Source organism: Clostridium estertheticum, from assembly GCF_018861295.1.
Lineage (GTDB): Bacteria > Bacillota > Clostridia > Clostridiales > Clostridiaceae > Clostridium_AD > Clostridium_AD estertheticum_D.
This window is the reverse complement of sequence record NZ_JAHLDM010000028.1, coordinates 39,752-63,653: the sequence shown is the minus strand read 5'-3', so window position 1 is coordinate 63,653 and position 23,902 is coordinate 39,752. Positions and strand designations below refer to the sequence as shown.

General features: G+C 30.1%; 24 protein-coding genes and 1 rRNA gene. 14 read left to right on the top strand and 11 right to left on the bottom strand.

The window, feature by feature from the left end:
* From KPL54_RS21310 to dnaA, 8 genes are all read right to left on the bottom strand, one after another.
* Positions 1–312: ribosomal RNA gene (locus KPL54_RS21310) — 16S ribosomal RNA — on the bottom strand; the annotation flags it as partial.
* A gap of 523 nt (positions 313–835) precedes the next feature.
* Positions 836–3,409: a DNA gyrase subunit A gene (gyrA, locus tag KPL54_RS21305; protein ID WP_216108523.1), complete on the bottom strand. Its 2,574-nt coding sequence runs from the start codon at positions 3,407–3,409 to the stop codon at positions 836–838.
* A 36-nt stretch (positions 3,410–3,445) separates the two neighbouring features.
* Complete coding sequence (gene gyrB, locus KPL54_RS21300; RefSeq protein WP_216108522.1) at positions 3,446–5,350, bottom strand: DNA topoisomerase (ATP-hydrolyzing) subunit B; 1,905 nt, start codon at positions 5,348–5,350, stop codon at positions 3,446–3,448.
* Between the two features lie 20 nt (positions 5,351–5,370).
* Complete coding sequence (remB, locus tag KPL54_RS21295) at positions 5,371–5,634, bottom strand: extracellular matrix regulator RemB (RefSeq protein WP_071610916.1); 264 nt, start codon at positions 5,632–5,634, stop codon at positions 5,371–5,373.
* 38 nt (positions 5,635–5,672) lie between these two features.
* The gene (gene recF / locus KPL54_RS21290) at positions 5,673–6,764 is read right to left on the bottom strand and encodes a DNA replication/repair protein RecF (protein WP_216108521.1); all 1,092 of its coding nucleotides are present in this window, start codon (positions 6,762–6,764) and stop codon (positions 5,673–5,675) included.
* 168 nt (positions 6,765–6,932) lie between these two features.
* Positions 6,933–7,139, bottom strand: a complete 207-nt coding sequence (locus KPL54_RS21285) for an RNA-binding S4 domain-containing protein (RefSeq protein WP_071610914.1) — start codon at positions 7,137–7,139, stop codon at positions 6,933–6,935.
* Positions 7,140–7,182: 43 nt separating this feature from the next.
* Positions 7,183–8,292: a DNA polymerase III subunit beta gene (gene dnaN / locus KPL54_RS21280; RefSeq protein ID WP_216108520.1), complete on the bottom strand. Its 1,110-nt coding sequence runs from the start codon at positions 8,290–8,292 to the stop codon at positions 7,183–7,185.
* 270 nt (positions 8,293–8,562) lie between these two features.
* Positions 8,563–9,915 carry a chromosomal replication initiator protein DnaA gene (dnaA, locus tag KPL54_RS21275; protein WP_171299003.1) on the bottom strand — a complete coding sequence of 451 codons (1,353 nt, stop codon included), beginning with the start codon at positions 9,913–9,915 and terminating at the stop codon, positions 8,563–8,565.
* A gap of 541 nt (positions 9,916–10,456) precedes the next feature.
* On the opposite strand from dnaA, the gene rpmH reads away from it, so the two are divergent.
* The 13 genes from rpmH to KPL54_RS21210 all read left to right on the top strand — a co-directional run bounded on the left by rpmH (position 10,457) and on the right by KPL54_RS21210 (position 20,344).
* Entirely contained in the window at positions 10,457–10,591 is a 135-nt protein-coding gene (gene rpmH / locus KPL54_RS21270) for a 50S ribosomal protein L34 (protein WP_071614800.1), read from the top strand.
* A gap of 52 nt (positions 10,592–10,643) precedes the next feature.
* Positions 10,644–11,015, top strand: coding sequence for a ribonuclease P protein component (gene rnpA, locus KPL54_RS21265; protein WP_216108519.1), 372 nt, complete (start codon positions 10,644–10,646; stop codon positions 11,013–11,015).
* Positions 10,987–11,196 (top strand): membrane protein insertion efficiency factor YidD, encoded by a 210-nt coding sequence (gene yidD, locus KPL54_RS21260; protein WP_071614798.1) that lies wholly within the window; start codon positions 10,987–10,989, stop codon positions 11,194–11,196. The genes rnpA and yidD overlap by 29 nt, the downstream gene beginning before the upstream one ends.
* 66 nt (positions 11,197–11,262) lie before the next feature.
* Positions 11,263–11,916: a membrane protein insertase YidC gene (yidC, locus tag KPL54_RS21255; RefSeq protein ID WP_375373010.1), complete on the top strand. Its 654-nt coding sequence runs from the start codon at positions 11,263–11,265 to the stop codon at positions 11,914–11,916.
* Between the two features lie 52 nt (positions 11,917–11,968).
* Positions 11,969–12,595 (top strand): RNA-binding cell elongation regulator Jag/EloR, encoded by a 627-nt coding sequence (gene jag / locus KPL54_RS21250; RefSeq protein WP_216108518.1) that lies wholly within the window; start codon positions 11,969–11,971, stop codon positions 12,593–12,595.
* A gap of 70 nt (positions 12,596–12,665) precedes the next feature.
* On the top strand, positions 12,666–14,042 hold the full coding sequence (gene mnmE / locus KPL54_RS21245; RefSeq protein ID WP_216108517.1) for a tRNA uridine-5-carboxymethylaminomethyl(34) synthesis GTPase MnmE: 1,377 nt from the start codon (positions 12,666–12,668) through the stop codon (positions 14,040–14,042).
* A gap of 8 nt (positions 14,043–14,050) precedes the next feature.
* Complete coding sequence (mnmG, locus tag KPL54_RS21240; protein WP_216108516.1) at positions 14,051–15,955, top strand: tRNA uridine-5-carboxymethylaminomethyl(34) synthesis enzyme MnmG; 1,905 nt, start codon at positions 14,051–14,053, stop codon at positions 15,953–15,955.
* A gap of 19 nt (positions 15,956–15,974) precedes the next feature.
* Positions 15,975–16,694 carry a 16S rRNA (guanine(527)-N(7))-methyltransferase RsmG gene (rsmG, locus tag KPL54_RS21235; RefSeq protein ID WP_216108515.1) on the top strand — a complete coding sequence of 240 codons (720 nt, stop codon included), beginning with the start codon at positions 15,975–15,977 and terminating at the stop codon, positions 16,692–16,694.
* 177 nt (positions 16,695–16,871) lie between these two features.
* Entirely contained in the window at positions 16,872–17,651 is a 780-nt protein-coding gene (gene noc, locus KPL54_RS21230) for a nucleoid occlusion protein (protein WP_216108514.1), read from the top strand.
* Positions 17,652–17,842: 191 nt separating this feature from the next.
* A complete protein-coding gene (locus KPL54_RS21225) occupies positions 17,843–18,610 on the top strand; it encodes a ParA family protein (RefSeq protein ID WP_216108513.1) in 768 nt (255 codons plus the stop codon).
* Positions 18,611–18,615: 5 nt separating this feature from the next.
* Complete coding sequence (locus KPL54_RS21220; protein WP_216108512.1) at positions 18,616–19,464, top strand: ParB/RepB/Spo0J family partition protein; 849 nt, start codon at positions 18,616–18,618, stop codon at positions 19,462–19,464.
* 39 nt (positions 19,465–19,503) lie between these two features.
* Positions 19,504–20,007 carry a DUF4446 family protein gene (locus tag KPL54_RS21215; protein ID WP_216108511.1) on the top strand — a complete coding sequence of 168 codons (504 nt, stop codon included), beginning with the start codon at positions 19,504–19,506 and terminating at the stop codon, positions 20,005–20,007.
* Positions 20,008–20,086: 79 nt separating this feature from the next.
* On the top strand, positions 20,087–20,344 hold the full coding sequence (locus KPL54_RS21210; RefSeq protein WP_216108510.1) for a YkuS family protein: 258 nt from the start codon (positions 20,087–20,089) through the stop codon (positions 20,342–20,344).
* 49 nt (positions 20,345–20,393) lie between these two features.
* On the opposite strand, the gene yyaC is transcribed toward KPL54_RS21210, so the two are convergent.
* From yyaC to KPL54_RS21195, 3 genes are read right to left on the bottom strand one after another with little or no spacing between them, the layout of a single operon-like run.
* A complete protein-coding gene (yyaC, locus tag KPL54_RS21205; protein WP_216108524.1) occupies positions 20,394–20,996 on the bottom strand; it encodes a spore protease YyaC in 603 nt (200 codons plus the stop codon).
* A 47-nt stretch (positions 20,997–21,043) separates the two neighbouring features.
* Positions 21,044–22,096 (bottom strand): sporulation integral membrane protein YtvI, encoded by a 1,053-nt coding sequence (gene ytvI, locus KPL54_RS21200; protein ID WP_216108509.1) that lies wholly within the window; start codon positions 22,094–22,096, stop codon positions 21,044–21,046.
* A gap of 10 nt (positions 22,097–22,106) precedes the next feature.
* Positions 22,107–23,261, bottom strand: coding sequence for an aminotransferase class V-fold PLP-dependent enzyme (locus KPL54_RS21195; RefSeq protein WP_216108508.1), 1,155 nt, complete (start codon positions 23,259–23,261; stop codon positions 22,107–22,109).
* 340 nt (positions 23,262–23,601) lie between these two features.
* Between KPL54_RS21195 and KPL54_RS21190 the strand changes: the two genes are divergently transcribed.
* Positions 23,602–23,853, top strand: coding sequence for a DUF3343 domain-containing protein (locus tag KPL54_RS21190; protein WP_216108507.1), 252 nt, complete (start codon positions 23,602–23,604; stop codon positions 23,851–23,853).
* The last annotated feature ends 49 nt before the right edge of the window (positions 23,854–23,902 follow it).

The window sequence follows — 23,902 nt, the reverse complement described above, 5'->3', positions numbered from 1 at the left end:
CACCCTCTCAGGTCGGCTACGCATCGTTGCCTTGGTGGGCCTTTACCTCACCAACTAGCTAATGCGCCGCGGGTCCATCTCAAAGTGAAATAATCCGAAGATTATTCCTTTGATGTTAAGATCATGCGATCAAAACATATTATGCGGTATTAATCTCCCTTTCGGGAGGCTATTCCCCTCTTTGAGGCAGGTTACCCACGTGTTACTCACCCGTCCGCCGCTAATTGATCCCGAAGGATCGCATCGCTCGACTTGCATGTGTTAGGCACGCCGCCAGCGTTCGTCCTGAGCCAGGATCAAACTCTCAATTTAAAAGTTTACACTTTTTAGTTGAAATAATTAATCTGCGACAACTGTTAAGTTGTTACGCAAGCTCATTACATACTTTTTAGTCTTACGACTAAAATATTACTTTTACTAAAGTAATTGACTGGTTAAAATAAAATATTATTTCATTTCTTTACCTATTTCTCTGTTTAATTTTCAAAGACCAATTTGTTTTGTCATCATGTGACGACTTCTACTATTATATCTGTTATTGATTTAATTGTCAACATATATTTTCTGTTTTCCAAATGTTGTTTTAAATTAAGAAAACTATGTAACCTTTAAACATAAACCGTTGTTGCTACTAATTCGTAACGACAAGATGTATTGTATCAAATTTATTTTATACTGTGTTTACAAAAATTCTACTTCTCCACAGATTATACTATTTTTTTCTTTGTATACCTCTGTTTTTCTCCAAATTAAGCATTGGGATACACTAGGTCAGTTATTTGCAAAGCAAAAAAAGTACTTATTTGAAATATATTCAAATAAGTACTTTAAAACTTTATTCCTCTGTTTTATCAGTCGTATTATCAACTACATCTATATCCTTATTTTCATTAACAGAAGCTTCTTCAACAACATCCTGAGCAGAGCCTTCTTGTACAACTTCAGAATTAGTTTCTCCATCAGAAGATTCCTCATCCGTATCAATTACATCACTGCTATTAATTTTAGCAATAGCTACAATGTTATCTCCCTCTCCGTTCTTCATTAAAGTAACTCCCATAGTATTCCTACTAGTGGTTGATATCCCAGCCACATTTAATCTTATAACAATACCATTACTGTTTATAAGTATCATTTCATCGCCGTCTTTTACTATTCTAGCCCCAACGAGTTTTCCTGTTTTGGCAGATACCTTATAAGTTATTACTCCCTTACCACCTCTATGTTGAAGTGAGTACTCAGAAACTAAGGTTCTCTTACCAAATCCATTTTCACTTATAACTAAAAGTTCTTCTTCAGGTGTAACTATATTCATAGAAACTACAATATCTTCTTCTCTTAAGGTTAATGACTTAACCCCAGTTGCAGTTCTACCCATACCTCTTACATCTTTTTCACTAAACCTTATAGAGTAACCATTTCTAGTAACAAACAGCATTTCGCTATCTCCATTAGTTATTGCAGCTCCAATTAGTTCATCATCTTCTCTTAAGTTTATTGCATTTAAACCATTCTTCCTAATAGCTGAATATTTATCTAGTGATGTTTTCTTAATTAAGCCATTTTTTGTTCCCATTACAAGATAGTTATCCTGAGCAAACTCTTTAAGACATATAACCGCTTGAATCTTTTCGTCACTTGAGAGTGGTATAATGTTTATTAAGTTTGTTCCTTTAGCCGTTCTTCCACCTTCTGGAATCTCATAAGCTTTTAACTTAAATGATTTTCCTTTATTTGTGAAGAATAAAATATTGTTGTGAGTAGTAGTTATAAAGATATGTACTACAAAATCATCTTCTTTTGTAGTAACTCCCTGTATCCCTCTACCCCCTCTTTTTTGAGAGCTATAAGTATCAGCTGGAAGTCTCTTTATATATCCTGCATGAGTTAAAGTTATTACAATATCTTGCTCTTGTATTAAATCTTCCTCATCTAGGCTATATGGATTTTTTTCTATTGATGATCTTCTAGTATCACCATATTTATTTCTAACTTCTATTAATTCATCCCTAATTATGTTTAATAATACTAATTCATCTGCTAATATTCCTTTTAAGTAATTTACTGTTTTCATTAATTCGTTGTACTCATCTTCAATTTTACCTCTTTCAAGGCCTGTGAGTCTTCCAAGTCTCATTTCAACAATAGCTGTAGCTTGTTTTTCAGATAAATCAAATGAACTTATTAAACTTTCTTTAGCCTCACTAATGGTCTTTGATGCTCTTATTAAACGAATTACTTCGTCAATATGGTCTAGCGCAATTTTTAAACCTTCTAAAATGTGGGCTCTTGCTAGTGCTTTATCAAGATCAAATTGAGTTCTTCTTCTTATTACATCTTTTTGATGCTCTAAATAGTAAACTAAAATTTGTTTTAGATTTAAAGTTAGTGGTTCATTATTTACAAGAGCTATCATTATAACTCCAAAAGTATCTTGCATCCTAGTATGTTTAAACAATCTATTTAATACTATATTAGGATTTGCATCTCTTTTAAGTTCTATAACAATTCGCATACCTTCTCTATCTGATTCATCTCTTAAATCTGATATTCCATCTATTTTTTTATCTTTTACTAAGTCTGCAATACCTTCTATAAGTTTTGCTTTGTTAACTTGGTAAGGTAACTCTGTTACTATTATTGTATTTCTACCTTTATTTTCTTCAATGTCTGTTTTAGCCCTTACAAGTATCCTTCCTCTTCCTGTTTCATAAGCACTTTTTATTCCTGCTCGTCCGAGTATTATTCCACCTGTAGGAAAATCTGGTCCTTTTATTTTTGTCATTAAATCACTTATAGTAACTTCTGAATCTTCGATAACCATAAGTACTCCATCTATAACTTCTATTAAATTATGTGGAGGTATGTTAGTTGCCATTCCTACTGCAATTCCTGTTGATCCATTAACTAAAAGATTCGGAAATCTTGAAGGAAGTACTGATGGTTCTTTTTCTTCTCCATCAAAGTTAGGAACAAAATCTACTGTATCTTTATTAATATCGCGAAGCATCTGAGTTGTAATTTTGCTCATTTTAGCTTCTGTATATCTCATAGCAGCTGCGCCATCACCATCTACAGAACCAAAATTACCATGACCCTCAACCAAAGTACATCTTTGTGAAAAGTCTTGAGCCATTCTAACGAGCGCACCATATACCGCAGTATCACCATGTGGATGATACTTACCTAAAACATCTCCTACAATCCTTGCACACTTTCTAAATCCCTTCTCTGGTGTTAATCCTAGTTCATGCATAGAAAATAATATTCTTCTATGAACAGGTTTAAGTCCATCACGTACATCTGGAAGAGCACGACTTACAATAACACTCATAGCGTAATCTATATAAGATTTTTTCATTTCATATCTTATATCAATAGGTTTAGTTTTTCCCTGATTATTAATCATGTTACACCTCTTTAAACAAAATATTTTAATGCCACACTATATATCTAAGTTAAGCACACCTTTAGCATTTTCTTGTATAAACTCACGACGTGGCTCTACTTTATCACCCATGAGAATAGTGAATATTTCATCTGCTGCCATTGCATCCTCAACATGTACTTGAAGCAGAGTTCTTTCCTCTGGGTTCATTGTTGTGTCCCAAAGCTGTTCTGGATTCATTTCCCCAAGACCTTTGTATCTTTGTATGTCAGTATTACTATCTTTTCCACCAAATTCCACAAGTGTCTCTTCAAGCTCTTTTTCAGTATATACATAATGCTCTTTCTTACCTTTAGTAACCTTAAATAATGGAGGTTGAGCTACATATACGTGTCCTCCCTCTACTAATTCTTTCATGTATCTGTAGAAGAATGTTAGTAATAAGGTCCTAATATGTGCTCCATCTACATCTGCATCTGTCATAATAATAATGCGATCATATCTTATTTTCGTTACATCAAAATCTTTTCCTATACCAGCACCAAAAGCAGTTATCATAGCTCTAATTTCAAGTGAAGCAAGCATTTTATCAATTCTTTGTTTTTCAACATTCATTATTTTTCCCTTTAGAGGAAGTATTGCTTGGAATTTTCTATCGCGACCTTGTTTCGCTGAACCACCAGCTGAATCACCCTCGACCAAATATATTTCACATTCCATAGGATCTTTTGAAGCACAATCTGATAACTTTCCTGGAAGCGTAGTACTTTCTAATATTGATTTACGTCTTGTAAATTCTCTTGCTTTTTTGGCAGCTTCTCTTGCCCTTGCTGCATTTAATCCTTTATCTATTATACTTTTACCAAGTTGAGGATCTTCTTCTAGAACATTACTAATTGCCTCACCAACTATACCATCAACTATACCCCTTACTTCACTATTCCCAAGTTTAGTCTTTGTTTGACCTTCAAATTGAGGATCAGTAAGCTTTATAGATATAACCGCTGTAAGACCTTCACGAACATCTTCTCCTGATAAATTCTTATCATTATCTTTTAAAAATCCAAATTTTTTAGCATAATCATTTACTACTCTTGTTAACGCCGTCTTGAATCCAACTAGGTGTGTTCCACCTTCTACGGTATCTATATTATTGGCAAAAGAAAATATGTTTTCTGTGTATGTATCGTTATACTGAAGTGCTATTTCAACAACATAATCATCTTTGCTTCCTTCCATGTATATGGTCTCATGAATTGTTCCTTTATTTCTATTTAAATAATCTACAAAGGATTTTATTCCACCCTCATACAAAAATTCGTGATTCTTACCATCTCTCTCATCCGTTAGGGTTATTCTTAATCCTTTATTTAAAAAAGCTAATTCTCTTAATCTTTGTGATAATGTTTCGAAATCAAAATCAATTTCTTCGAAAATTTCTGGATCTGGAGTAAAAAAGACCTTTGTTCCATGTTCACTAGTTGTTCCTATATCTACAAGTGTGCTTGTAGTTTTTCCTTTAGCGAACGTTTGTTTCCATATATGTCCATCTTTTTTAACTTCTACTTCACAAACAACAGACAATGCATTAACTACAGATGATCCAACACCATGAAGACCACCTGATACTTTATATGCTCCACCACCAAACTTTCCACCTGCATGAAGCACCGTCATTATAACTTCCACAGTAGGAATTTTCATTTTATGATGTATTCCTACTGGCATTCCACGACCATCATCTATAACAGTTATAGAATTATCTTGGTGTATTATTACATTAATATTTTTACAAAATCCTGCTAATGCCTCATCTATACTATTATCTACAATTTCATAAACAAGGTGATGAAGCCCACGTATACTAGTGCTTCCTATATACATACCAGGCCTTTTCCTTACAGCTTCCAATCCTTCAAGTACTTGTATTTGACTCTCGTCATAAACATTATTTATTTCCATGTATATCCTCCTAAATTACTCTAAAGCTCATAATATACAGTTTCTGTTCTCTTGCATAAAGTTTGCGATGATATTGGTGATAGATATATTTTACTTTTTTTATCCACCTCAGCAATAACAAAAGATTTTGCAGTATTCTTTGTTATCCTCTCTACAAAACCATCTTCTTCAGCCATTCTTAAAAATTGGATAGTGTCTGAGCTATACATAGTAGTTTCCATATCAAATATCCCTATAATATCTTTTATAGGTACTACTACATTTTCTCCCAAATGTAAAAACATAACATATCCTCCTCCATAATTAATTGTATTATTTGAATCTATGTAATTTCTTTTACTCCACCTGACATAACTTCAAATATCTTACTTTCAGGATTTAAATATTTTCTTATATTATTAACTCCAGTGCATGTAATTAACGTTTGAACTTCTTTTATAGAATTTAATATATATTCTTGCCTTTTTGTATCTAATTCAGACAAAACATCATCAAGTAACAATACTGGGTATTCTCCCGTAAGTTCTTTTATTATTTCAAGCGCTCCAAACTTAATGGTTAAAACCGAAGTTCTTTGTTGGCCTTGAGATCCAAATATTCTAGCATCAATACCATTTAGCTGTATAGAAAAATCATCTCTATGTGGTCCTACTGATGTAGTTCTAGTTTCTATATCTCTCCTTCTATTCTTACATAAAAGCAAATAAAAGCTCTCTTGTATATTATCTAACTCCTTAATTTGGGTTAAATATTTAATTTCAATTACCTCACTTTTAGATGTTATATTGCTATGTATTGTTTTTGATAATATATTTAATTTTTCTATATAAGCAATTCTATCTTTTATTATTACTGCGCCAAATTCACTAAGTTGTCTATCATATACATCTATAATATCAATATTTGTATTCCATTTTTTTATAGCTAAGTTTCTCTCATTCAAAATTTTTTTATATTGAGATAAATTATAATAATACCTACGGCTTAGTTTACACAATTCAATATCTAAAAATTTACGTCTGTATGATGGTGATTCTTTAACTATATTTAAATCTTCAGGAGAAAACATAATCACATTAAAACTACCTACGAGCTCAGATAATTTTTGAACTTTTATAGAATTTATATTAACGCCTTTTTTACCTTCTTTAAAAATTTTTATTTCTATTTTTTTATCGAGTCTTGTTTTACATACATAAAGTTTTATATACGCCTCCGCGCCATTCCAGTTTATTAATTCCTTATCTCTATTAGTTCTATGAGATTTAGCTAAACTACAATAATAAATTGCCTCTAAAATATTTGTTTTCCCTTGAGCATTATCTCCTACAAATACATTAATGCCTTTATTTAATTCTATAACTAATTCAGTATAATTTCTAAAATCCTTGAGTTGTAAATATTTTACATGCATATAATCACCTATTAAGATTATAACATATATATATAATTTTATTATTTTATATGTATAAATAAATTCTTATGTTTATTTTTATTTTAGGCATAAATTGTGCACCGAATATTATTTTATAATTTTTCGATGCACTTTTTTATAAGTAAAAACTTTCCTTCTGAAATTTCTTTAAATTATTTTGTAAGACTCATTGTTAAATTCAATTATATCACCTTTAACTAATTTTTTACCCCTTTGAGTTTCTACAACACCATTAAGCTTAACTTCTTCATTTTTTATATAAAATTTTGCTTCAGAGCCTTGTGATGCTATTCCAGCCCATTTTAGAAAAGCATCTAATTTTATTATACCTGTATCTACTTGTATTTCATTCATTTTAAAACCGCCTTTTTATTAAATTATTATATATATATACTTTTTAGTTGTTTGTTGCTCTTATTCTTACTGGTAACACCATGTATGTGCAATTATCCTTTTCTTTATTTCTTACAACACAAGGATTAACTCCACTAGAAAACTCCATAACAATTTCTTCCTCATCCATTATTTTTAGCAGTTCAATTAGGTATTTTGAGTTAAATGCAATTTGAAGAGGCTCGCCTTGCAAAATTATATTTATTTCCTCTCTTGCCTTTCCCAATTGAGAATTGGATGTAATTATCATGTTATCTTCTTCTATATTAAATTTAACTAAATTGGTATTTCCCTCTTTTGCCATTAGAGAAGCTCTTTCTATACAATTTAGTAATTCAGACCTTTTAGCTGTGATTTTTAGATTATATTCTTCTGGTATTATTGAGCTATATTTTATAAATTCACCTTCTAATAACCTTGATATAACCTTAGTTTTCCCAAGATTAAACAAAATATGATTTGGTGTGAATGTTATATTTACTACTTCATCTGTTTCTTCTAGTATTTTTGATACTTCACTTAATGTTTTACCTGGAATTACAGCATTTATACTGGAATCATTATCCACTGGTTCACTTCTAAATGCAACTCTATATCCATCCAATGCTACTAAATTCAGTTTTTTATTTTTTATTTCAAACAAAACGCCTGTAAGAATGGGTCTAGTTTCATCTTGAGCAACTGCAAAGATAGTTCCCTTCATCATATTTTTCAATAATCTTTGCGATATAGAAAAAACCATGTTTTCAATTATATCAGGCAAACTAGGATAATCTTCACTATCCATATGTATTATGGTTGCATAAGATTTTTGACAAACTATTTTAATAGAATTGTTTTCATCAGAACTTATTTCCACTGCACTATTAGGTAATTTTCTTATAATTTCACCAAAAAGTTTAGAATCTAAAACAACACTACCATCCTCCATAACGTCTGCAGTAATTTTAGCCTCAATACTCAAATCGATGTCAGATCCTATGAGGGTTACTTCGCCGTTTCTAGCATCTAGTAATATTCCTTGTAATACAGGCATTGTTGATTTTCCAGTAATTGCTTTTTGAACGTTTGAAATTGCTTCTTGTAACATTGATTTTTCACATATAAACTTCATAAAAAAAGGACCTCCTTATCCACATGGGAAATTGATTAAAGATAGGTAAGATAATAATAATTTATAGTAGTAATAGTAGTAGGGGCTGTTGATATGTTAAAAACCTATTGCAGGCTTTACTACGCAACAAAGCTTGCTAAAACTAATTGTGGATAAGTATGCAAAAAAAAATCACAGTTATCCACAATATCAACAGTCAGGTTTTATGTATTATTTTATGCACAGGACTATATATAAATAGTATTAACAATTGTTAGTAACGTCATTATATTATTTTTGACTTATCTTTTTAGTTAATTCTGCTATATTATCTTGTAGATTCTCATCAACCTTAAGACCATTTGATATTTTCTCACATGCATGGATTACAGTTGTATGATCACGACCTCCAAATTCTTCACCTATTTTAGGTAAGGACATATCTGTAAGCTTTCTACATAGATACATTGCAATTTGCCTTGGAAATGTTATGTTTCTAGTTCGCCGTGAAGATTTAAAATCCTCAATTTTTAGATTAAAATAACTAGAGACGATATCTTGTATAAGTTCGATAGTTACTTGTTTTGAATTTCTGCTAGAAATAATGTCCTTAAGAGCTTCTGACGCCAAATCTATTCCAATCTCTTTATTAGTTAGTGAAGAGAATGCTACTATTCGAATAAGTGCACCTTCTAATTCTCTTATATTGGACTTTATTTTGGTTGCAATATAAACTAGTACCTCATTCGGTATGTCTAAGTTTTCTACATCTGCTTTTTTCTTCAAAATAGCAATTCTAGTCTCAAAATCAGGCGGTTGTATATCTGCTATAAGTCCCCATTCAAATCGTGATCTCAATCTATCTTCTAGAGTAGGAATCTCTTTTGGAGGTCTATCACTAGATAAAATAATTTGTTTATTTGCTTCATGAAGATCGTTGAATGTGTGAAAGAACTCTTCTTGTGTACGTTCTTTACCTGCGATAAATTGAATATCATCAATCAAAAGTACGTCTACATTCCTATATTTGTTTCTAAATTCTACGTTTTTGTCATCTTTAATAGAATTTATAAGTTCGTTTGTAAATTTTTCAGAAGAAACATAAACAACCTTAGATTTTGGATTATTTGCTAATATATAATGACCAATAGCATGCATTAAATGTGTTTTTCCAAGTCCAACACCACCATAAATAAATAGTGGGTTATATGCTTTAGCCGGTGATTCAGCTACAGCGAGAGATGCAGCATGAGCGAACCTATTACTATTACCAATGACAAAAGAATCAAAGGTGTATTTGGGATTTAGTGTTGCAGACATTTCATCACTAACGATGAGGTTATGTCTCTCAGATTGTCGTTTTGATTTAGGTGTTTCAATTTCGGCGACTTCTTCAGATAATATAAAGAATTCTATTTTATATGTTTTAGAGGTAAGTAATTTAACAGCATTCATTATTAAATCCTTATATCTATTTTCAAGAATATCTTTAGTAAAGTTATTAGGAACACCTAATTTAAATGTATTATTATCTAAGGCCATAGGTTCTATACTTTTAATCCAAGTATTAAAACTAACTTCTGTAAGCTCACCTTTTATTATACTTAAGGTTTTTTCCCAGATATCTTTAATTTGGGTGCTCATTTTCTACCCTCCAGTTCAAATAAAAAAATTTTTTTATGTAAAAACAAACAATATATAAACAGAGTTATAAACAATAAATTAATATACTGAAAGCTGTTGATAAATAGCGTTAAAAATATACACATGTTAATAACTATGTTTATATATTTAGCTAATCATAAATTGTTAACAATATATAAAAAAAGTTATTAACAGATAAAATAAAGAATAAATACGCTAATATAGTAAAAAGTATATAAGAAAAAAGAAGTTTAAGACAATATTGTAGTAGTTATTCACAGTTTTGTCCACAAGTTGTGAATAACTTTATTAAAAAACAGGTTATGCACAGTTCATTCTTATATAATATCAAAAATTAACAAGGTGTTCAAGAAGTTATCCACAAAAAAACATATAAATATAAAAAATATTAACAATACTAATAAAAATGCTTATCTTGACAAGACGCGTATGTGACTATATAATCTAATAGTAAAACCATAAATATGCGATTGAAAGATGATTGCTATGATGTATGGTTAAATAAGGAGGTGTAGCAGATATGTTCATGACTTACCAACCCAAAAAAAGACAAAGAAAAAAAGAGCACGGATTCAGAAAGAGAATGAAAACCGCTTCTGGCAGAAATATTCTTCAAAAAAGAAGACAAAAAGGTAGAAAAAGATTGACAGCATAAGGGCCGCTAATGTGGCCTTTTTCTGCAATTTGCGGAAAAGAGGGCGGCTAATATGAAGATTAATGTTAAGAAGTACAGAATTAGAAAGAATACTGAATTTAGAACAGTATATAGAAGAGGAAAATCTTTTTCTAACCTATTATTGGTATTATATATTTATAAAAATGGTAAAGAACTTAATAGATGTGGAATATCTGTAAGTAAAAAGGTAGGAAACAGCGTAATTCGCGGTAGAGTAAAAAGATTAATAAGTGAGAGCTATAGGCTTAATAATGAGATATTAAAGACAGGATATGATTTAGTATTTATTGCAAGGAACCCTTCTAATTCTAAAAATTATAAAGAAATAGAGAGTGCCTTGACTAAATTACTTAAGAAAGCTGGTTTAATTAATAATGAAAAAAATACTTATACTGGGTATTAAATGTTATAGAAAATATATATCACCTCTTAAGAGGCCTTGTTGTATATTTTATCCTACATGTTCTCAGTATACTTTAGAAGCTATTGAAAAGTATGGAGCAATAAAAGGCTTGATAATGGGAATAAAGAGAATACTCAGATGTCATCCTTATAATAAGGGCGGCTTTGATCCAGTTAAATAAGCGCTCAGGAGGTTTTTAAATTTGAATATAAAGTTTTTAACTGAGCCACTTACTAAGTTTTTTTACATGGTAAATGGTGCAATTCATACAGTTATACCAAATAATGATTTATCATATGGACTCGCAATAATTGTTTTCACAATTATTGTAAGAATGATATTGTTGCCTTTAAGTGTTAAACAACTTAGATCAACTGCTAAAATGGGTGCAATTCAACCAGAAATGAAAAAAGTTCAAGCAAAATATAAAAGTGACCCACAAAAGGCTCAGCAAGAAGTAATGAAACTTTATAAAGAAAATGGAGTAAACCCAATGGGTGGTTGTTTGCCAATGATTGTTCAGATGCCTATTCTATTTTCTTTATATGCTGTTTTTCAACACTTAAATATGCATGGCGCCGGTTTTTTATGGATGCATGATTTAACAAAATCAGATCCAATATATATATTACCAATATTATCTACTGTTACAACATATTTTTCATCAAAACTTATGCAGCCGCCGTCAACAGATGGTGCTCAATCCAAACAAACTTCAACAATGAACACTGTGATGGCTATTTTCATGGGATTCATGAGTCTTAAGTTTCCAGGTACATTGGTATTATATTGGGTTATAAATAATGTAATACAAATAATTCAAACTGTAGTTATAAATAAAATTGAATTAAATAAAAAAGCAGATGAAGTATTATTAGCAGGTAATAAAAACAACAAATAAGATCAACACAAGTGCCTAATTTTTACATTAAGGAAGGCGGGTGTAGTACGATATGAAGATTATTGAAATGATGGGAAAAAACGTTGATGATGCTATAAGCAAAGCACTAGATGAATTAAAAGTTACAAGAGATAAAGTAGAAGTTGAAACGTTAGATGAGGGAAGTAAAGGATTTTTAAATATCATAGGGGTAAAACCAGCTAAAATTAGGGTTACGGTTAAAAGAGATAGTTTAAAAGAAGCTGAAACCTTTTTAATGGAAGTACTACAGTCTATGAGTATGAAAGCAGAAGTTAAGCTTAAAGATGAAAATAATGAAATTCACATTGATTTAATCGGACCGAATATGGGACTATTAATTGGATATAGAGGTGAAACTTTAGATGCCCTTCAATACCTTGTAAGTTTAGTTGTAAATAAAAATCATGATGAAGAGTATAAAAGAGTATTATTAGATACTGAAAATTATAGAGCAAAAAGAGAAGAAACTTTAAAAAGACTTGCATCAAAAATTGCTTATAAGGTTAGGGTAAGTGGCAGAGTATTAAAACTTGAACCTATGAACCCTTATGAGAGAAGAATAATACACTCCTCACTTCAAAATGATACATATATTTATACATTTAGTGAAGGTGAAGAACCTTATAGAAGAGTTGTAGTTGATTTAAAGAAAGCCTAAGGGCTTTCTTTTTAAATTTGTAAAACTAAACAATATAATAAATATTTATAAAATTGGGAGGATATATTTAATGAAAGAATTTGATACTATAGCTGCAATATCAACTAGCATAGGAGAAGGTGGTATATCCATAATTAGAATATCTGGTGATAAAGCTATAAATATAGTGGATAGTATATTTGTAGGTAATAATAATAGAAAGCTTAATGATTTTAAATCTTATACTATGAGATACGGACATATAATTGATAAAAATGGAGTTAGACTTGATGAAGTTATTATTTCGTATATGAAAGGCCCTAAAAGTTTCACAGCAGAGGATACTATTGAAATAAATTGTCATGGTGGGGTAGTTGGTACTAATAGAATTCTACAAGAGGTTATTCGTTCTGGTGCGAGGATAGCAGAGCCAGGAGAATTTACTAAAAGAGCATTTTTAAATGGTAGAATTGACTTAAGTCAAGCAGAAGCAGTTATGGATATAATAAGGGCAAAAACAGAACTTAGCATGAGGTCAGCACTTATGCAATCAGAAGGGTCAATTTCCAGGGAAATAAAAATCGTACGAAACAAATTACTTAGTGTAATTGCACATATAGAGGTTACTGTTGATTACCCAGAAGAGGATATTGAAGATGTAACTGCAAATGAAGTACGCGAAGAAGTTACATTTATAATAAGTGAGATAGATATGCTACTGAGTACTGCGGATGAGGGAAAAATTTTAAGAGAAGGTCTAAGTACCGTTATAGTTGGAAAACCTAATGTGGGGAAATCATCACTGCTTAATGCTCTTGTTAAAGAAAAAAGAGCTATTGTTACAGAGGTACCAGGTACAACAAGAGATGCCATAGAAGAGTATATAAGTATCGAGGGCATACCAGTTAAAATAGTAGATACTGCTGGAATTCGTGAAACTGATGATATAGTTGAAAAAATAGGCGTAGAAACATCTAAACAAAAAATAAATGAGGCAGATTTAGTTATATTGATGTTGGATTCAAGTATGGACCTTAGTCGTGAGGATATCGAAATAATTGATTATATTAAAGAAAAAAAATACATTGTACTATTAAATAAAAGTGATTTAGGTGGTAAAATAGATATAAGTGAATTACGAAATCTAAAATCTAAGTATGTTACTGATATTTCAATAAAAACTGGTTTGGGATTAGATGACCTTAAAAATAATATAAAGGATTTATTTTTTAACGGTGAAATTAAAACAGAAGGTGTATTCGTTACAAATAATAGACATATGCAGGCTTTAATCCGGGCAAAGGAAAATTTAGAATCATCACTAAATGCTTTAGAGTATACTGCAGCTATAGATTTAGCTTCAATTGATATAAGAAATGCATGGATGAATTTAGGCGAGATTACAGGTGAAGCACTAGATGAGGATATAATTCATAAGATATTTTCAGAATTTTGTTTAGGAAAGTAGGGGTAAATATGAAATACGATGCAGGGAATTTTGATGTTATAGTTATTGGGGCCGGTCATGCGGGTTGTGAAGCAGGCCTTGCAGCGGCAAGAATGGGATGTAAAACTTTAATTTGTGCTATAAATTTAGATAGTGTGGCTCTAATGCCTTGTAACCCTAATATTGGGGGGACTGCTAAGGGACATTTAGTAAGGGAAATAGATGCACTTGGTGGTGAGATGGGAGTAAATATTGATAATACTTACATACAATCAAGAATGCTAAACACTTCTAAAGGACCAGCTGTTTTCTCATTAAGAGCTCAAGCAGATAAAAAGGCATACGGCATGAGAATGAAAAAAGTATTAGAAAATCAGGAAAATTTGCAACTCCGACAATTAGAGGTAGTATCAATAGATGTAGAGAACGGGAAAATTAAAGGCATTCTTACGAAAAATGATGCATATTTCACGACTAAGTCTATTGTAATAGCATCTGGAACATATTTAAAATCAAAGGTCATAATTGGAGATCTTAGCTATAGTGAGGGACCTAGTGGATTACAACCTGCGAATGAGCTTTCCAATTCATTATGTGAAATGGGAATAACACTTCGAAGATTTAAAACAGGAACCCCAGCTAGAGTAAATAGACGTTCAGTTGACTTTTCTAAGATGGAGGAGCAACTTGGCGATAATGAGGTAGTTCCATTTTCGTTTATTAGTGATGATATAAGTCGAAATCAGCTATCATGTTATTTAACTTATACAAACGAAAATACTCATAATGTAATTAGAAAAAACATAATGAGATCGCCATTATATAATGGTTCAATTAAGAGTACAGGTCCTAGATATTGCCCATCTATTGAAGATAAAGTAATGAGATTTACAGATAAGACAAGACACCAAATATTTATTGAGCCTGAAGGTGAGAATACGCAGGAGATGTATGTTCAAGGTATGTCTAGTTCACTTCCCGAGGAAATACAGGTGGAAATGTTAAAAACAGTACCAGGACTAGAAAATGTAGAAATTATGAGAACAGCGTATGCCATAGAATATGATTGTATAGATTCAACAAATTTAAAGCTTTCATTAGAATTTAAGGATATTAGTGGGTTATTCTCAGCTGGTCAAATAAATGGTAGCTCAGGATATGAAGAAGCTGCATCACAAGGTATTATTGCTGGTATTAATGCATCACTTCTTACTCAAAATAAGGAGCCATTAATATTAAAAAGATCTGATGGATATATAGGAGTTCTAATTGATGATTTAGTTACTAAGGGTACTAATGAACCGTATAGAATGATGACCTCAAGAGCTGAGTATAGGTTACTTTTAAGACAAGATAATGCTGACTTAAGGTTAACTGAAATAGGACATTGTATAGGTTTAGTTGATAAACATAGATATGAAATTTTTACAAAAAAGAAAATGCAAATAGAAGAGGAAATTGAAAGAATAAAAAGCTTACAAGTTACAAATAAAAAGGAGATCGAGGAATTTTTAATTTCTTGTAATTCTACGCCACTAAAAAAACCTATTAGTTTATATGAACTTATAAAAAGGCCAGAACTTGACTATTTTATGGTTGAAAAACTAGATATAGATAGACCTATATTAAATAAATACATATGCGAGCAAGTTAATATTGTTTCAAAATATGAAGGTTATATCCAGAAACAATTAGATCAAATCAAACAATTTAAAAAGTTTGAAAGTAAAAGTATATCTAGAGATATAAATTATGACAAAATAAAAGGTTTGAGGATAGAGGCTATGCAAAAATTAGGAAAAATCAAACCTGAAAGTATAGGTCAAGCTTCTAGAATATCAGGAGTATCGCCTGCGGATATGTCTGTACTAATGATATATCTTGAGCAACAAAAAAGACTTAACAACATTTCAGAAAGTGAAAATAAATTATAAAATTGTATGGGGGTGAAATGTGGAGTACTTTGATATATTAAATGAGGCTAGCAATAATGTAGGACTTAAATTTGATCAACATAAATATGATCAATTTATGTTATATAAAGATCTTATAAAGGAATGGAACGAGAAAATAAATTTGACGGCTATAAAAGAAGATGAAGCAATAGTAAAAAAACATTTTATTGATTCTATGAAGGTTTTTAAGTTTGATCAGCTAAAGAATGCCAAAAATGTTATAGATATAGGAACTGGTGGAGGTTTCCCAGGCATTCCTATGAAAATAATAAAGCCTGAAGTTAATATAGTGTTACTTGATTCACTTAACAAGAGAATTATTTTTTTGAATGAAGTAATTAATCAACTGGATCTAAAAAACATTAAAGCTATTCATGGTAGGGCAGAAGATTTTGCACAAGAAAAACAATATAGAGAAAAATTTGATGTGGCAGTATCAAGAGCTGTCGCTAATTTAACTGTTTTAAGTGAATATTGTATACCATATGTAAAGGTTGGAGGGTACTTTGTAGCAATGAAAGGTCCTGCAGTTGAAGAGGAAATTAAGTTGTCAAAGAATGCAATCAGGATGCTTGGTGGGCAAATAGAACATATAGAAAAGGTACAAATAGAGGGCAGTGATTTAAATCATAATTTAGTAATAATAAAAAAGATTTCACAAACACATAAAAAGTATCCTAGAAAAGCAGGTATGGTGGCTAAGGTCCCTTTGTTTTAGATATGGGTTGGTGAATAGTACGAAAAGTGATGATTGCAGCACTGAAAGTGATGATTGCAGCACTGAAAGTGATGATTAATGTTATAATTTGTCGTACGAAAGAATAAAAAAAAAGAAGGAAATAACACAATAAAAGAGAATTGTTAATATAAGGTAAAAATTGAGGGATGGTATATTATGCAAAATAATGTAAATCACGTATCTATAGAATTAATTTCTCCAAATACTTATCAACCTAGAAAGCACTTTAATGAAGAAACTATTGAGGAACTGTCGCAGTCAATAAAATCTTATGGAATAATTCAACCATTAACAGTTAGAAAAAGCGGGGAAAACAGGTATGAATTAGTTGCTGGGGAAAGAAGACTAAGAGCAGCAAAAAAAATAGGACTTGAACAAGTTCCGGTAATTATTGTAGATATAACAGATAAAGAATCTGCAGCAATTGCACTACTAGAAAATTTACAAAGGGAAGATTTGAATTTTTTAGAAGAGGCTATGGCTTATTATAATCTTATACAAGATCATTCGTATACACAAGAACGGTTAGCACAAATGATAGGTAAGAAACAATCAACAATTGCAAATAAATTAAGATTACTTAAATTGGATAAAGAAATAACTAGTATTTTAGTGGAGAATAAGCTTACAGAGAGGCATGCTAGAGCATTGCTTCGATTACCTAATATAAATCTTCAAAAAAAAGTACTGAAAATAGTAGTTAGTAAATCACTCAATGTCAAAAATACAGAAGAACTTATTGAAAAAGAATTATTGAAATTATGTAGAAGTGAAGTGGCGGCTGGTGGAAAGAAAAAGATAAAAGGAATTTTCGCGCCTAGAGTTTACATAAATACTATTAAACAAGTTTTTGATAAATACGGCATAAATGCGGAATATAAGTCTAAGGAATTAGAGGATAGTATAGAAGTAACAATTAGAATACCTAAAAAATGATTTAAAAAAGCAGAATGTTTCACGTGAAACATTCTGCTTTTTTATATTTTCTTAAAAAATTTTAAAAAGTACTATTAAAATATTTAACATAAATATATAATGAACTATATAGTACACTATATAAGTTTATATATATTTACAAATATAAGTTTATACACGTATAAATAATATTATGAAGGGTAGGTGTAGTCATGAAAACAATATGTATTTTCAACCAAAAGGGAGGGGTAGGTAAAACTACTACAAATATAAATTTATGTTCTTACTTAGCTATGCAAGGGAAAAAGATTTTAACAATAGATATTGATCCTCAGGGGAATACTACAAGTGGACTCGGAATTGATAAGAAAAAAATAAGTTTATCAACTTATGACTTGTTAACTTCAGATATTTCTATTAATGATACTATAAAAGAATGTGAGCTAGTAAATAATTTATACATAGTACCTTCAAAAATGGAACTTGCGGGTGCAGAAGTAGAACTTATAAATATAAATAACCGTGAAAATATATTAAAAGAAAAGCTTAAAGAAATTCAAGGTAAGTTTGATTACATTTTTATAGATTGTCCTCCATCACTCGGAATTTTAACGATAAATGCGCTTACAGCAGCGACTAGTGTTATTACGCCTATCCAATGTGAATTTTATGCTTTAGAAGGTGTTGGACAATTAGTAAATACTATTCAATTAGTTAAAAAATCTTTAAATAAAAAGTTGGAAATTGAGGGTATAATTTTAAGTATGTATGATAATAGAACAAAATTATGTAATGAAGTAGTGGCAGAGGTGAAAAAATATTTTAATGACAAAGTTTATAAAACAACAATACCGAGAAATATAAGATTGGCTGAATCACCGAGTTTTGGATTACCAATAATGCTTTATGATGATAAGTGCAAAGGAGCACGCGCTTATGAAGACTTAGCAAGTGAATTTTTAGATAGACAAGGGAGATGATAATATTGAATAAGAAATTTGGCCTAGGCAAGGGACTAGGGGCTTTAATACCAGAAGAAGAAATTATTGAAGATAGTTCTACTATTTTTAAAATACAAATGAATTTAATTAAAGCTAATAAGGATCAACCAAGAAAAAACTTTGATTCTGAAAAAATATTTGAATTGGCTCAATCAATAAAAGAACATGGTGTAATTCAACCTATTATATTAAATAAAGAAGACAATATATATATAGTTGTAGCAGGTGAGCGAAGATTTAGAGCAGCTAAAAGTATTGGTTTGGTGGAAATACCAGCAATTATTATGAATATAACTGATAAAGAAGTATTAGAGATATCATTAATAGAGAATATTCAAAGAGAGGATTTAAATCCTATAGAAGAAGCTATTGCGTATAAGAGATTATTGTTAGATTTTAATCTTACTCAAGAAGAAATTAGTAAGAAGGTATCTAAGTCAAGAGCAGCTATATCAAATACTATGAGGTTATTAAACTTAGATGAAAGGGTTCAAGATTATATAATGGATGGAGTAATATCAGAGGGTCATGGGAGGGCAATACTTGGAATAAATGATAAAGAACTTCAATATCAAGTCTCCCAAATGGTTATAGATGATAGTCTTAATGTGCGCGAAACCGAAAAATTAGTGAAAAACTTTGAAAATAAAAAGGTTGAAAAAGTGGTTAATAGCGATAATGATATATATTATAAAGATATAATGAGTAAATTAGAGGGTCGTTTTGGTACAAAAGTTATTATTAATGCTAAAAATAAAAACAAGGGCAAAATAGAAATTGAGTATTATTCAGAGGAAGATTTTGAAAGAATATTAGAAGTTTTTAATATATAATGTTTCACGTGAAACATATTTGAAAGGAAGTAGCTTATAATGGAGAACATAATTAATTTTATAAAAAATTCTGAATTATATATAGTAATAGGACTTATTGTTCTTGTACTTATACTAATTATACTAGTTTCAATAACATATATAGCTTTAAATAAATTAGAAAGTAAATACAGGAAGTTAATGAGAGGTGTAGACAATAAAAATTTAGAAGATATGGTTATATCGTATTTAGATAAAGTAGATGAAGTTAAAGACCAAAATAGAAATGTAAGACAAATGTATGAACGAATAGATGAAGATTTAAAAACTTGTATACAAAAAACTTCAATTATAAGATATAAGGCATTTGATGATATGGGTAGTGATTTAAGTTTTTCTATAGCATTGCTTGATGGAAATAGTAATGGGTTTATATTAACAAGTATTTATGGAAGAGATGAAAGTACTACTTATGCTAAACCAGTAGATAAGGGAATATCTAGGTATGAATTATCAGATGAAGAAAGCGAAGCATTAGAGCAAGCTGTAAAATCAAGAAAATAGCAGAAGTAATTAATGTATATTAGAATATTAGTAATAAAAAGTCTCTTTTGGGGCATACTAAAAACAAAAGAGGTTTTTTATGGTAATATGTGTTTCACATGATCTTGAATATTTACAAGATGAATTAACGCAAAGGGGTTACACAGTGATAAACAATACAGATAATAATACCTGCTGTGATGCAATAATATGTAACCTTAAAGAAGGCGGTCTTAAAAACTTAATGATGCAAAGTAGTACAAAGAGAGAGGGAACTTTAATTGTTGATAGTGGAAGTAAATCCATAGATGAAATCGAGTATATATTAACGACTAGAGTATATAGTTCAATATTTTAAAATAAAGACATCTGCTTTTATAAGTAGATGTCTTTATTTTAATAAAGAATTATCCTTCAACATTATTTATATTAGAATCATCATAGATTGAATTTAATTTTATCCCACCAATAGTTTTTAGCACTGAATGATAAAGACCTTTGGAAATGGCGTCAGCAAGTATCATTACTGTGTATAGTCTTGTGTTCTGAAGAACCATAAATTCAAAGGCGCCGGATATATTTACAATTCCGGTTATGCTTAGATCGCCAATTTTAGGTAGGTCTTTGTTCATAGCGGCACCGGGGCTTAAGGGTTTTTCTTCAACTACTATTTTACCTACATTTTGTAAACTTCCAAGGCAAGCATCAATCGCAATAATATAAGGGTTGGTATATGTATAGTTAATTTCATCAATTGTTTCGCATAAATTTTTTGCATGAACTGGGCATTCAAGATTACCATAAATATGAATTTTGTTCCTAATTAGAAAGTTTAGTTTATTTCCAACAAGTGGTCCTAAACTATCTCCTGTAGATCTGTCTGTGCCAATACATAAAACAACAATGGGACGCGATGACTTAACTATGGGGGAAATATATTGACTTATAATATCTCTTAATTTAAAAGTACAATCTCTTGACATAGAATCTAAAACAACTTTATCCATAATAATAAAACCTCCTATTTGGATTTTAACCACATAGGAGGTTTTATATTCTATAGTACATCAACCTTTTTCAATATATTGTAAGAGACTAATAAAAACATACAAAATAATATTCCGACAATACCATTTGCTTTAAGTCCTATAAAAATAGCGGCAAGCACTGCGACTGGGTGAAGACCTAGTGATTGAGACACAATCTTAGGTTCAATAACCTGTCTTATTATAGTTATAATTATATAAGATATTAGAAGGCCTAAAGCTGCAATAACATTTTTAGAAATAAAAAAGATTATTATTATGGGAAGATATATAGCTCCTATACCAAAAATTGGGAGTAAGTCAAATATGCCACATAATATACTTAAGGTTACAGCGTATTTTACCTTAAAAACTAAGAAAACAACTAATGTTTCTAAAAATGTTATAGTGATTATAAGTAAGTAAGAAAGTAAGTAGTTTTTAAGCATTTTTTTTGATTCATCAAATATATAATGGATTCTATCTTCACTTTTAGGGGGAATTATATTAAAGTTTTTTCTATTTAAAGACGACAAATCCCTTGTGAAAAAATATGTAGTAAGTAGCGTAAATAATAAAACCATTAAAATATAAGGGATGGTAGATACAAAACCTAAAGTTTGTGAAAATATTTTTGTGGAGGCGTTCATACTAATATTTATGGTTTTAGTTATATAATTAGTAATATTGGATTCAATATTACTAATTATACTTGGATCTAAATTTTTATAATAATTTTGTAAATTGTTAAAAAAATTCAATAGAATTTCCTTGTTTAAGGTAATATATAATTGAATGTTCTTTCCAAGTTGTATTGATTCTGAGGTTAAAGTGGTGATAATTAAAGAAAACAATATAATAATAAAAGTGAAGAATATGCTTGTTGTAAGTAATGAAGCCGTAGCATTTTTTATCCTGAAATTTATCATTAAATATCTTGTTGGCTTTTTAAGGAATGAGGCTAAAATAAAAGCGAATACAAAGGGAAGTGTATAGGCTATAGTTCCAAAAAAAATTATAAAAACAAATGTATATAAGACGAAGAAGATAGTTAATTTATCTATTTTTTTTAGAATGTTTTCCATGTAAATAAAATCACACCTTTCTAATAATAGAATTAAGGGAGTTAAGTGTATAGTCAATGTCTTTGGTATCATTAAAGGGACCAATACCAAATCTTAAAGTACCAGATGGGTAAGTTCCAATACTTTTATGAGCAAGTGGTGCACAGTGCAGGCCAGTTCTTGTTGTAATTCCATATTCATTATCTAGCATAAAGCCAAGCTGGGAATTGTCGATTTTAGTTGAATTGATAGAGATTGTAGAGGTTCTTGTAGAAACACAGGTATTACCATAAACATTAATGGAAGTAGTATTTAAAAGCCCATCTATAAGTTTTTTACATAAATATTCTTCATTTTCACGAATGGAATCTATTCCTTGGTCATTAATATAATTAATGCCTTCTAAAAGTCCTGCTATACCTGGGGCATTTAATGTACCGCTCTCAAATTTGTCAGGTAAAAAATTTGGTTGAATAATGCTGGATGACAGACTACCGGTGCCTCCTTCTATAAATGATGAGCATAGTTCATTTAATTTATCATCAATTAAAAAACCACCTGTGCCTTGAGGCCCAAGTAAACTTTTATGTCCTGTAAAAGCTAGGGCATTACAATTTAATTTATAGAAATCAATGGGTAATACACCGGCAGTTTGTGCGACGTCTATAATAAAATATATATCTTTGTCTTTGCATATCTTGCCGATAGCCTCGAGTGGCTGAATGCTTCCAATAATATTTGATGCTTGAGATAAAATAACTAATTTTGTATTAGGTTTAAGTGTATTTATAAAGTCATCAACACTAATTAAACCATTTTTTGAACAAGGAATTATATCTAGTTCTACTATGCCATGCTTGCAAAGAGAACTTAAGGGTCTTAGGGTAGCATTATGATCCATTGATGAGGTTATTATGTGCCAGCCTTTTTGTACACAAGATTTTATAAGAGTGTTCAATGAAGTAGTAACATTTGGAGTAAAAATTACATTTTCAACTTTATCAAAATGAAAGAATTCCATTAATGCGTATCTGCAATTTAAAATCACTCTGTTTCCAGCAAGAGAAGTGCTAGATGCGCCTCTACCTGGATTTGATCCAATATTCATCATATAATTCATCATTGATGTATAAACTTTTGGTGGTTTAGGGAATGTAGTTGCGGCATTATCTAAATATATTTTCATAAGTTCCTCCAATTTTAAACAATAGATTAATATTCTGATTATATCTATAGGAAATAAAATATTGCAAATAATAAGGTTTAGATGCTGTTTTCCTATAATTAAAACTATAAATAGATTATAATAAAATTATATATAAAAAATATATTGTTGGCAAAGTTTATTATATGTGATAGATGTTTAATTTTATATAAGATAAAAATCATGTTCATTTTAATAAAAATACATATTTTGAGATTTCCATATAATACAATATTATAATCGAAATTTAGGTAAATGTATATGAAACAAACAGCTTTAGAAAACATAAAAACTATAAGGTAAAGAAATAGGGTGAAAAGTAATGAGTAAGCATTATATAGTAACATTTCAAAATACACATGAAGCTATGAAAGCTGAAAGGGAAACTGTAAAAAAACAAATTAAAGTAGTAGTTATTCCGACGCCAACATATATAACTAAAAGTTGTGGAATTAGTTTAAAGGTATGTGAAGAAGACATTCAAGGTATTATTAACCTCATAAAAGCAGAAAACATTAAAGTGAAGGAAATTTTTATGAATAATGGGGAAAGTGTAAAAAATATTACCATATAGTTTAAATTATTATGATACAGTTTTGAAAAAATGAATTAACAATTGAGTG

What these genes read in the sequence shown, in the direction of transcription:
- gyrA (WP_216108523.1), bottom strand. Translation starts at nt 3,409, where the DNA reads ATGATTAATAATCAGGGAAAAACTAAACCTATTGATATAAGATATGAA.
- gyrB (WP_216108522.1), bottom strand. Translation starts at nt 5,350, where the DNA reads ATGGAAATAAATAATGTTTATGACGAGAGTCAAATACAAGTACTTGAA.
- remB (WP_071610916.1), bottom strand. Translation starts at nt 5,634, where the DNA reads ATGTTTTTACATTTGGGAGAAAATGTAGTAGTACCTATAAAAGATATT.
- recF (WP_216108521.1), bottom strand. Translation starts at nt 6,764, where the DNA reads ATGCATGTAAAATATTTACAACTCAAGGATTTTAGAAATTATACTGAA.
- KPL54_RS21285 (WP_071610914.1), bottom strand. Translation starts at nt 7,139, where the DNA reads ATGAATGAAATACAAGTAGATACAGGTATAATAAAATTAGATGCTTTT.
- dnaN (WP_216108520.1), bottom strand. Translation starts at nt 8,292, where the DNA reads ATGAAGTTTATATGTGAAAAATCAATGTTACAAGAAGCAATTTCAAAC.
- dnaA (WP_171299003.1), bottom strand. Translation starts at nt 9,915, where the DNA reads ATGAGCACCCAAATTAAAGATATCTGGGAAAAAACCTTAAGTATAATA.
- rpmH (WP_071614800.1), top strand. Translation starts at nt 10,457, where the DNA reads ATGTTCATGACTTACCAACCCAAAAAAAGACAAAGAAAAAAAGAGCAC.
- rnpA (WP_216108519.1), top strand. Translation starts at nt 10,644, where the DNA reads ATGAAGATTAATGTTAAGAAGTACAGAATTAGAAAGAATACTGAATTT.
- yidD (WP_071614798.1), top strand. Translation starts at nt 10,987, where the DNA reads ATGAAAAAAATACTTATACTGGGTATTAAATGTTATAGAAAATATATA.
- yidC (WP_375373010.1), top strand. Translation starts at nt 11,263, where the DNA reads ATGGTAAATGGTGCAATTCATACAGTTATACCAAATAATGATTTATCA.
- jag (WP_216108518.1), top strand. Translation starts at nt 11,969, where the DNA reads ATGAAGATTATTGAAATGATGGGAAAAAACGTTGATGATGCTATAAGC.
- mnmE (WP_216108517.1), top strand. Translation starts at nt 12,666, where the DNA reads ATGAAAGAATTTGATACTATAGCTGCAATATCAACTAGCATAGGAGAA.
- mnmG (WP_216108516.1), top strand. Translation starts at nt 14,051, where the DNA reads ATGAAATACGATGCAGGGAATTTTGATGTTATAGTTATTGGGGCCGGT.
- noc (WP_216108514.1), top strand. Translation starts at nt 16,872, where the DNA reads ATGCAAAATAATGTAAATCACGTATCTATAGAATTAATTTCTCCAAAT.
- KPL54_RS21225 (WP_216108513.1), top strand. Translation starts at nt 17,843, where the DNA reads ATGAAAACAATATGTATTTTCAACCAAAAGGGAGGGGTAGGTAAAACT.
- KPL54_RS21215 (WP_216108511.1), top strand. Translation starts at nt 19,504, where the DNA reads ATGGAGAACATAATTAATTTTATAAAAAATTCTGAATTATATATAGTA.
- KPL54_RS21210 (WP_216108510.1), top strand. Translation starts at nt 20,087, where the DNA reads ATGGTAATATGTGTTTCACATGATCTTGAATATTTACAAGATGAATTA.
- ytvI (WP_216108509.1), bottom strand. Translation starts at nt 22,096, where the DNA reads ATGGAAAACATTCTAAAAAAAATAGATAAATTAACTATCTTCTTCGTC.
- KPL54_RS21195 (WP_216108508.1), bottom strand. Translation starts at nt 23,261, where the DNA reads ATGAAAATATATTTAGATAATGCCGCAACTACATTCCCTAAACCACCA.
- KPL54_RS21190 (WP_216108507.1), top strand. Translation starts at nt 23,602, where the DNA reads ATGAGTAAGCATTATATAGTAACATTTCAAAATACACATGAAGCTATG.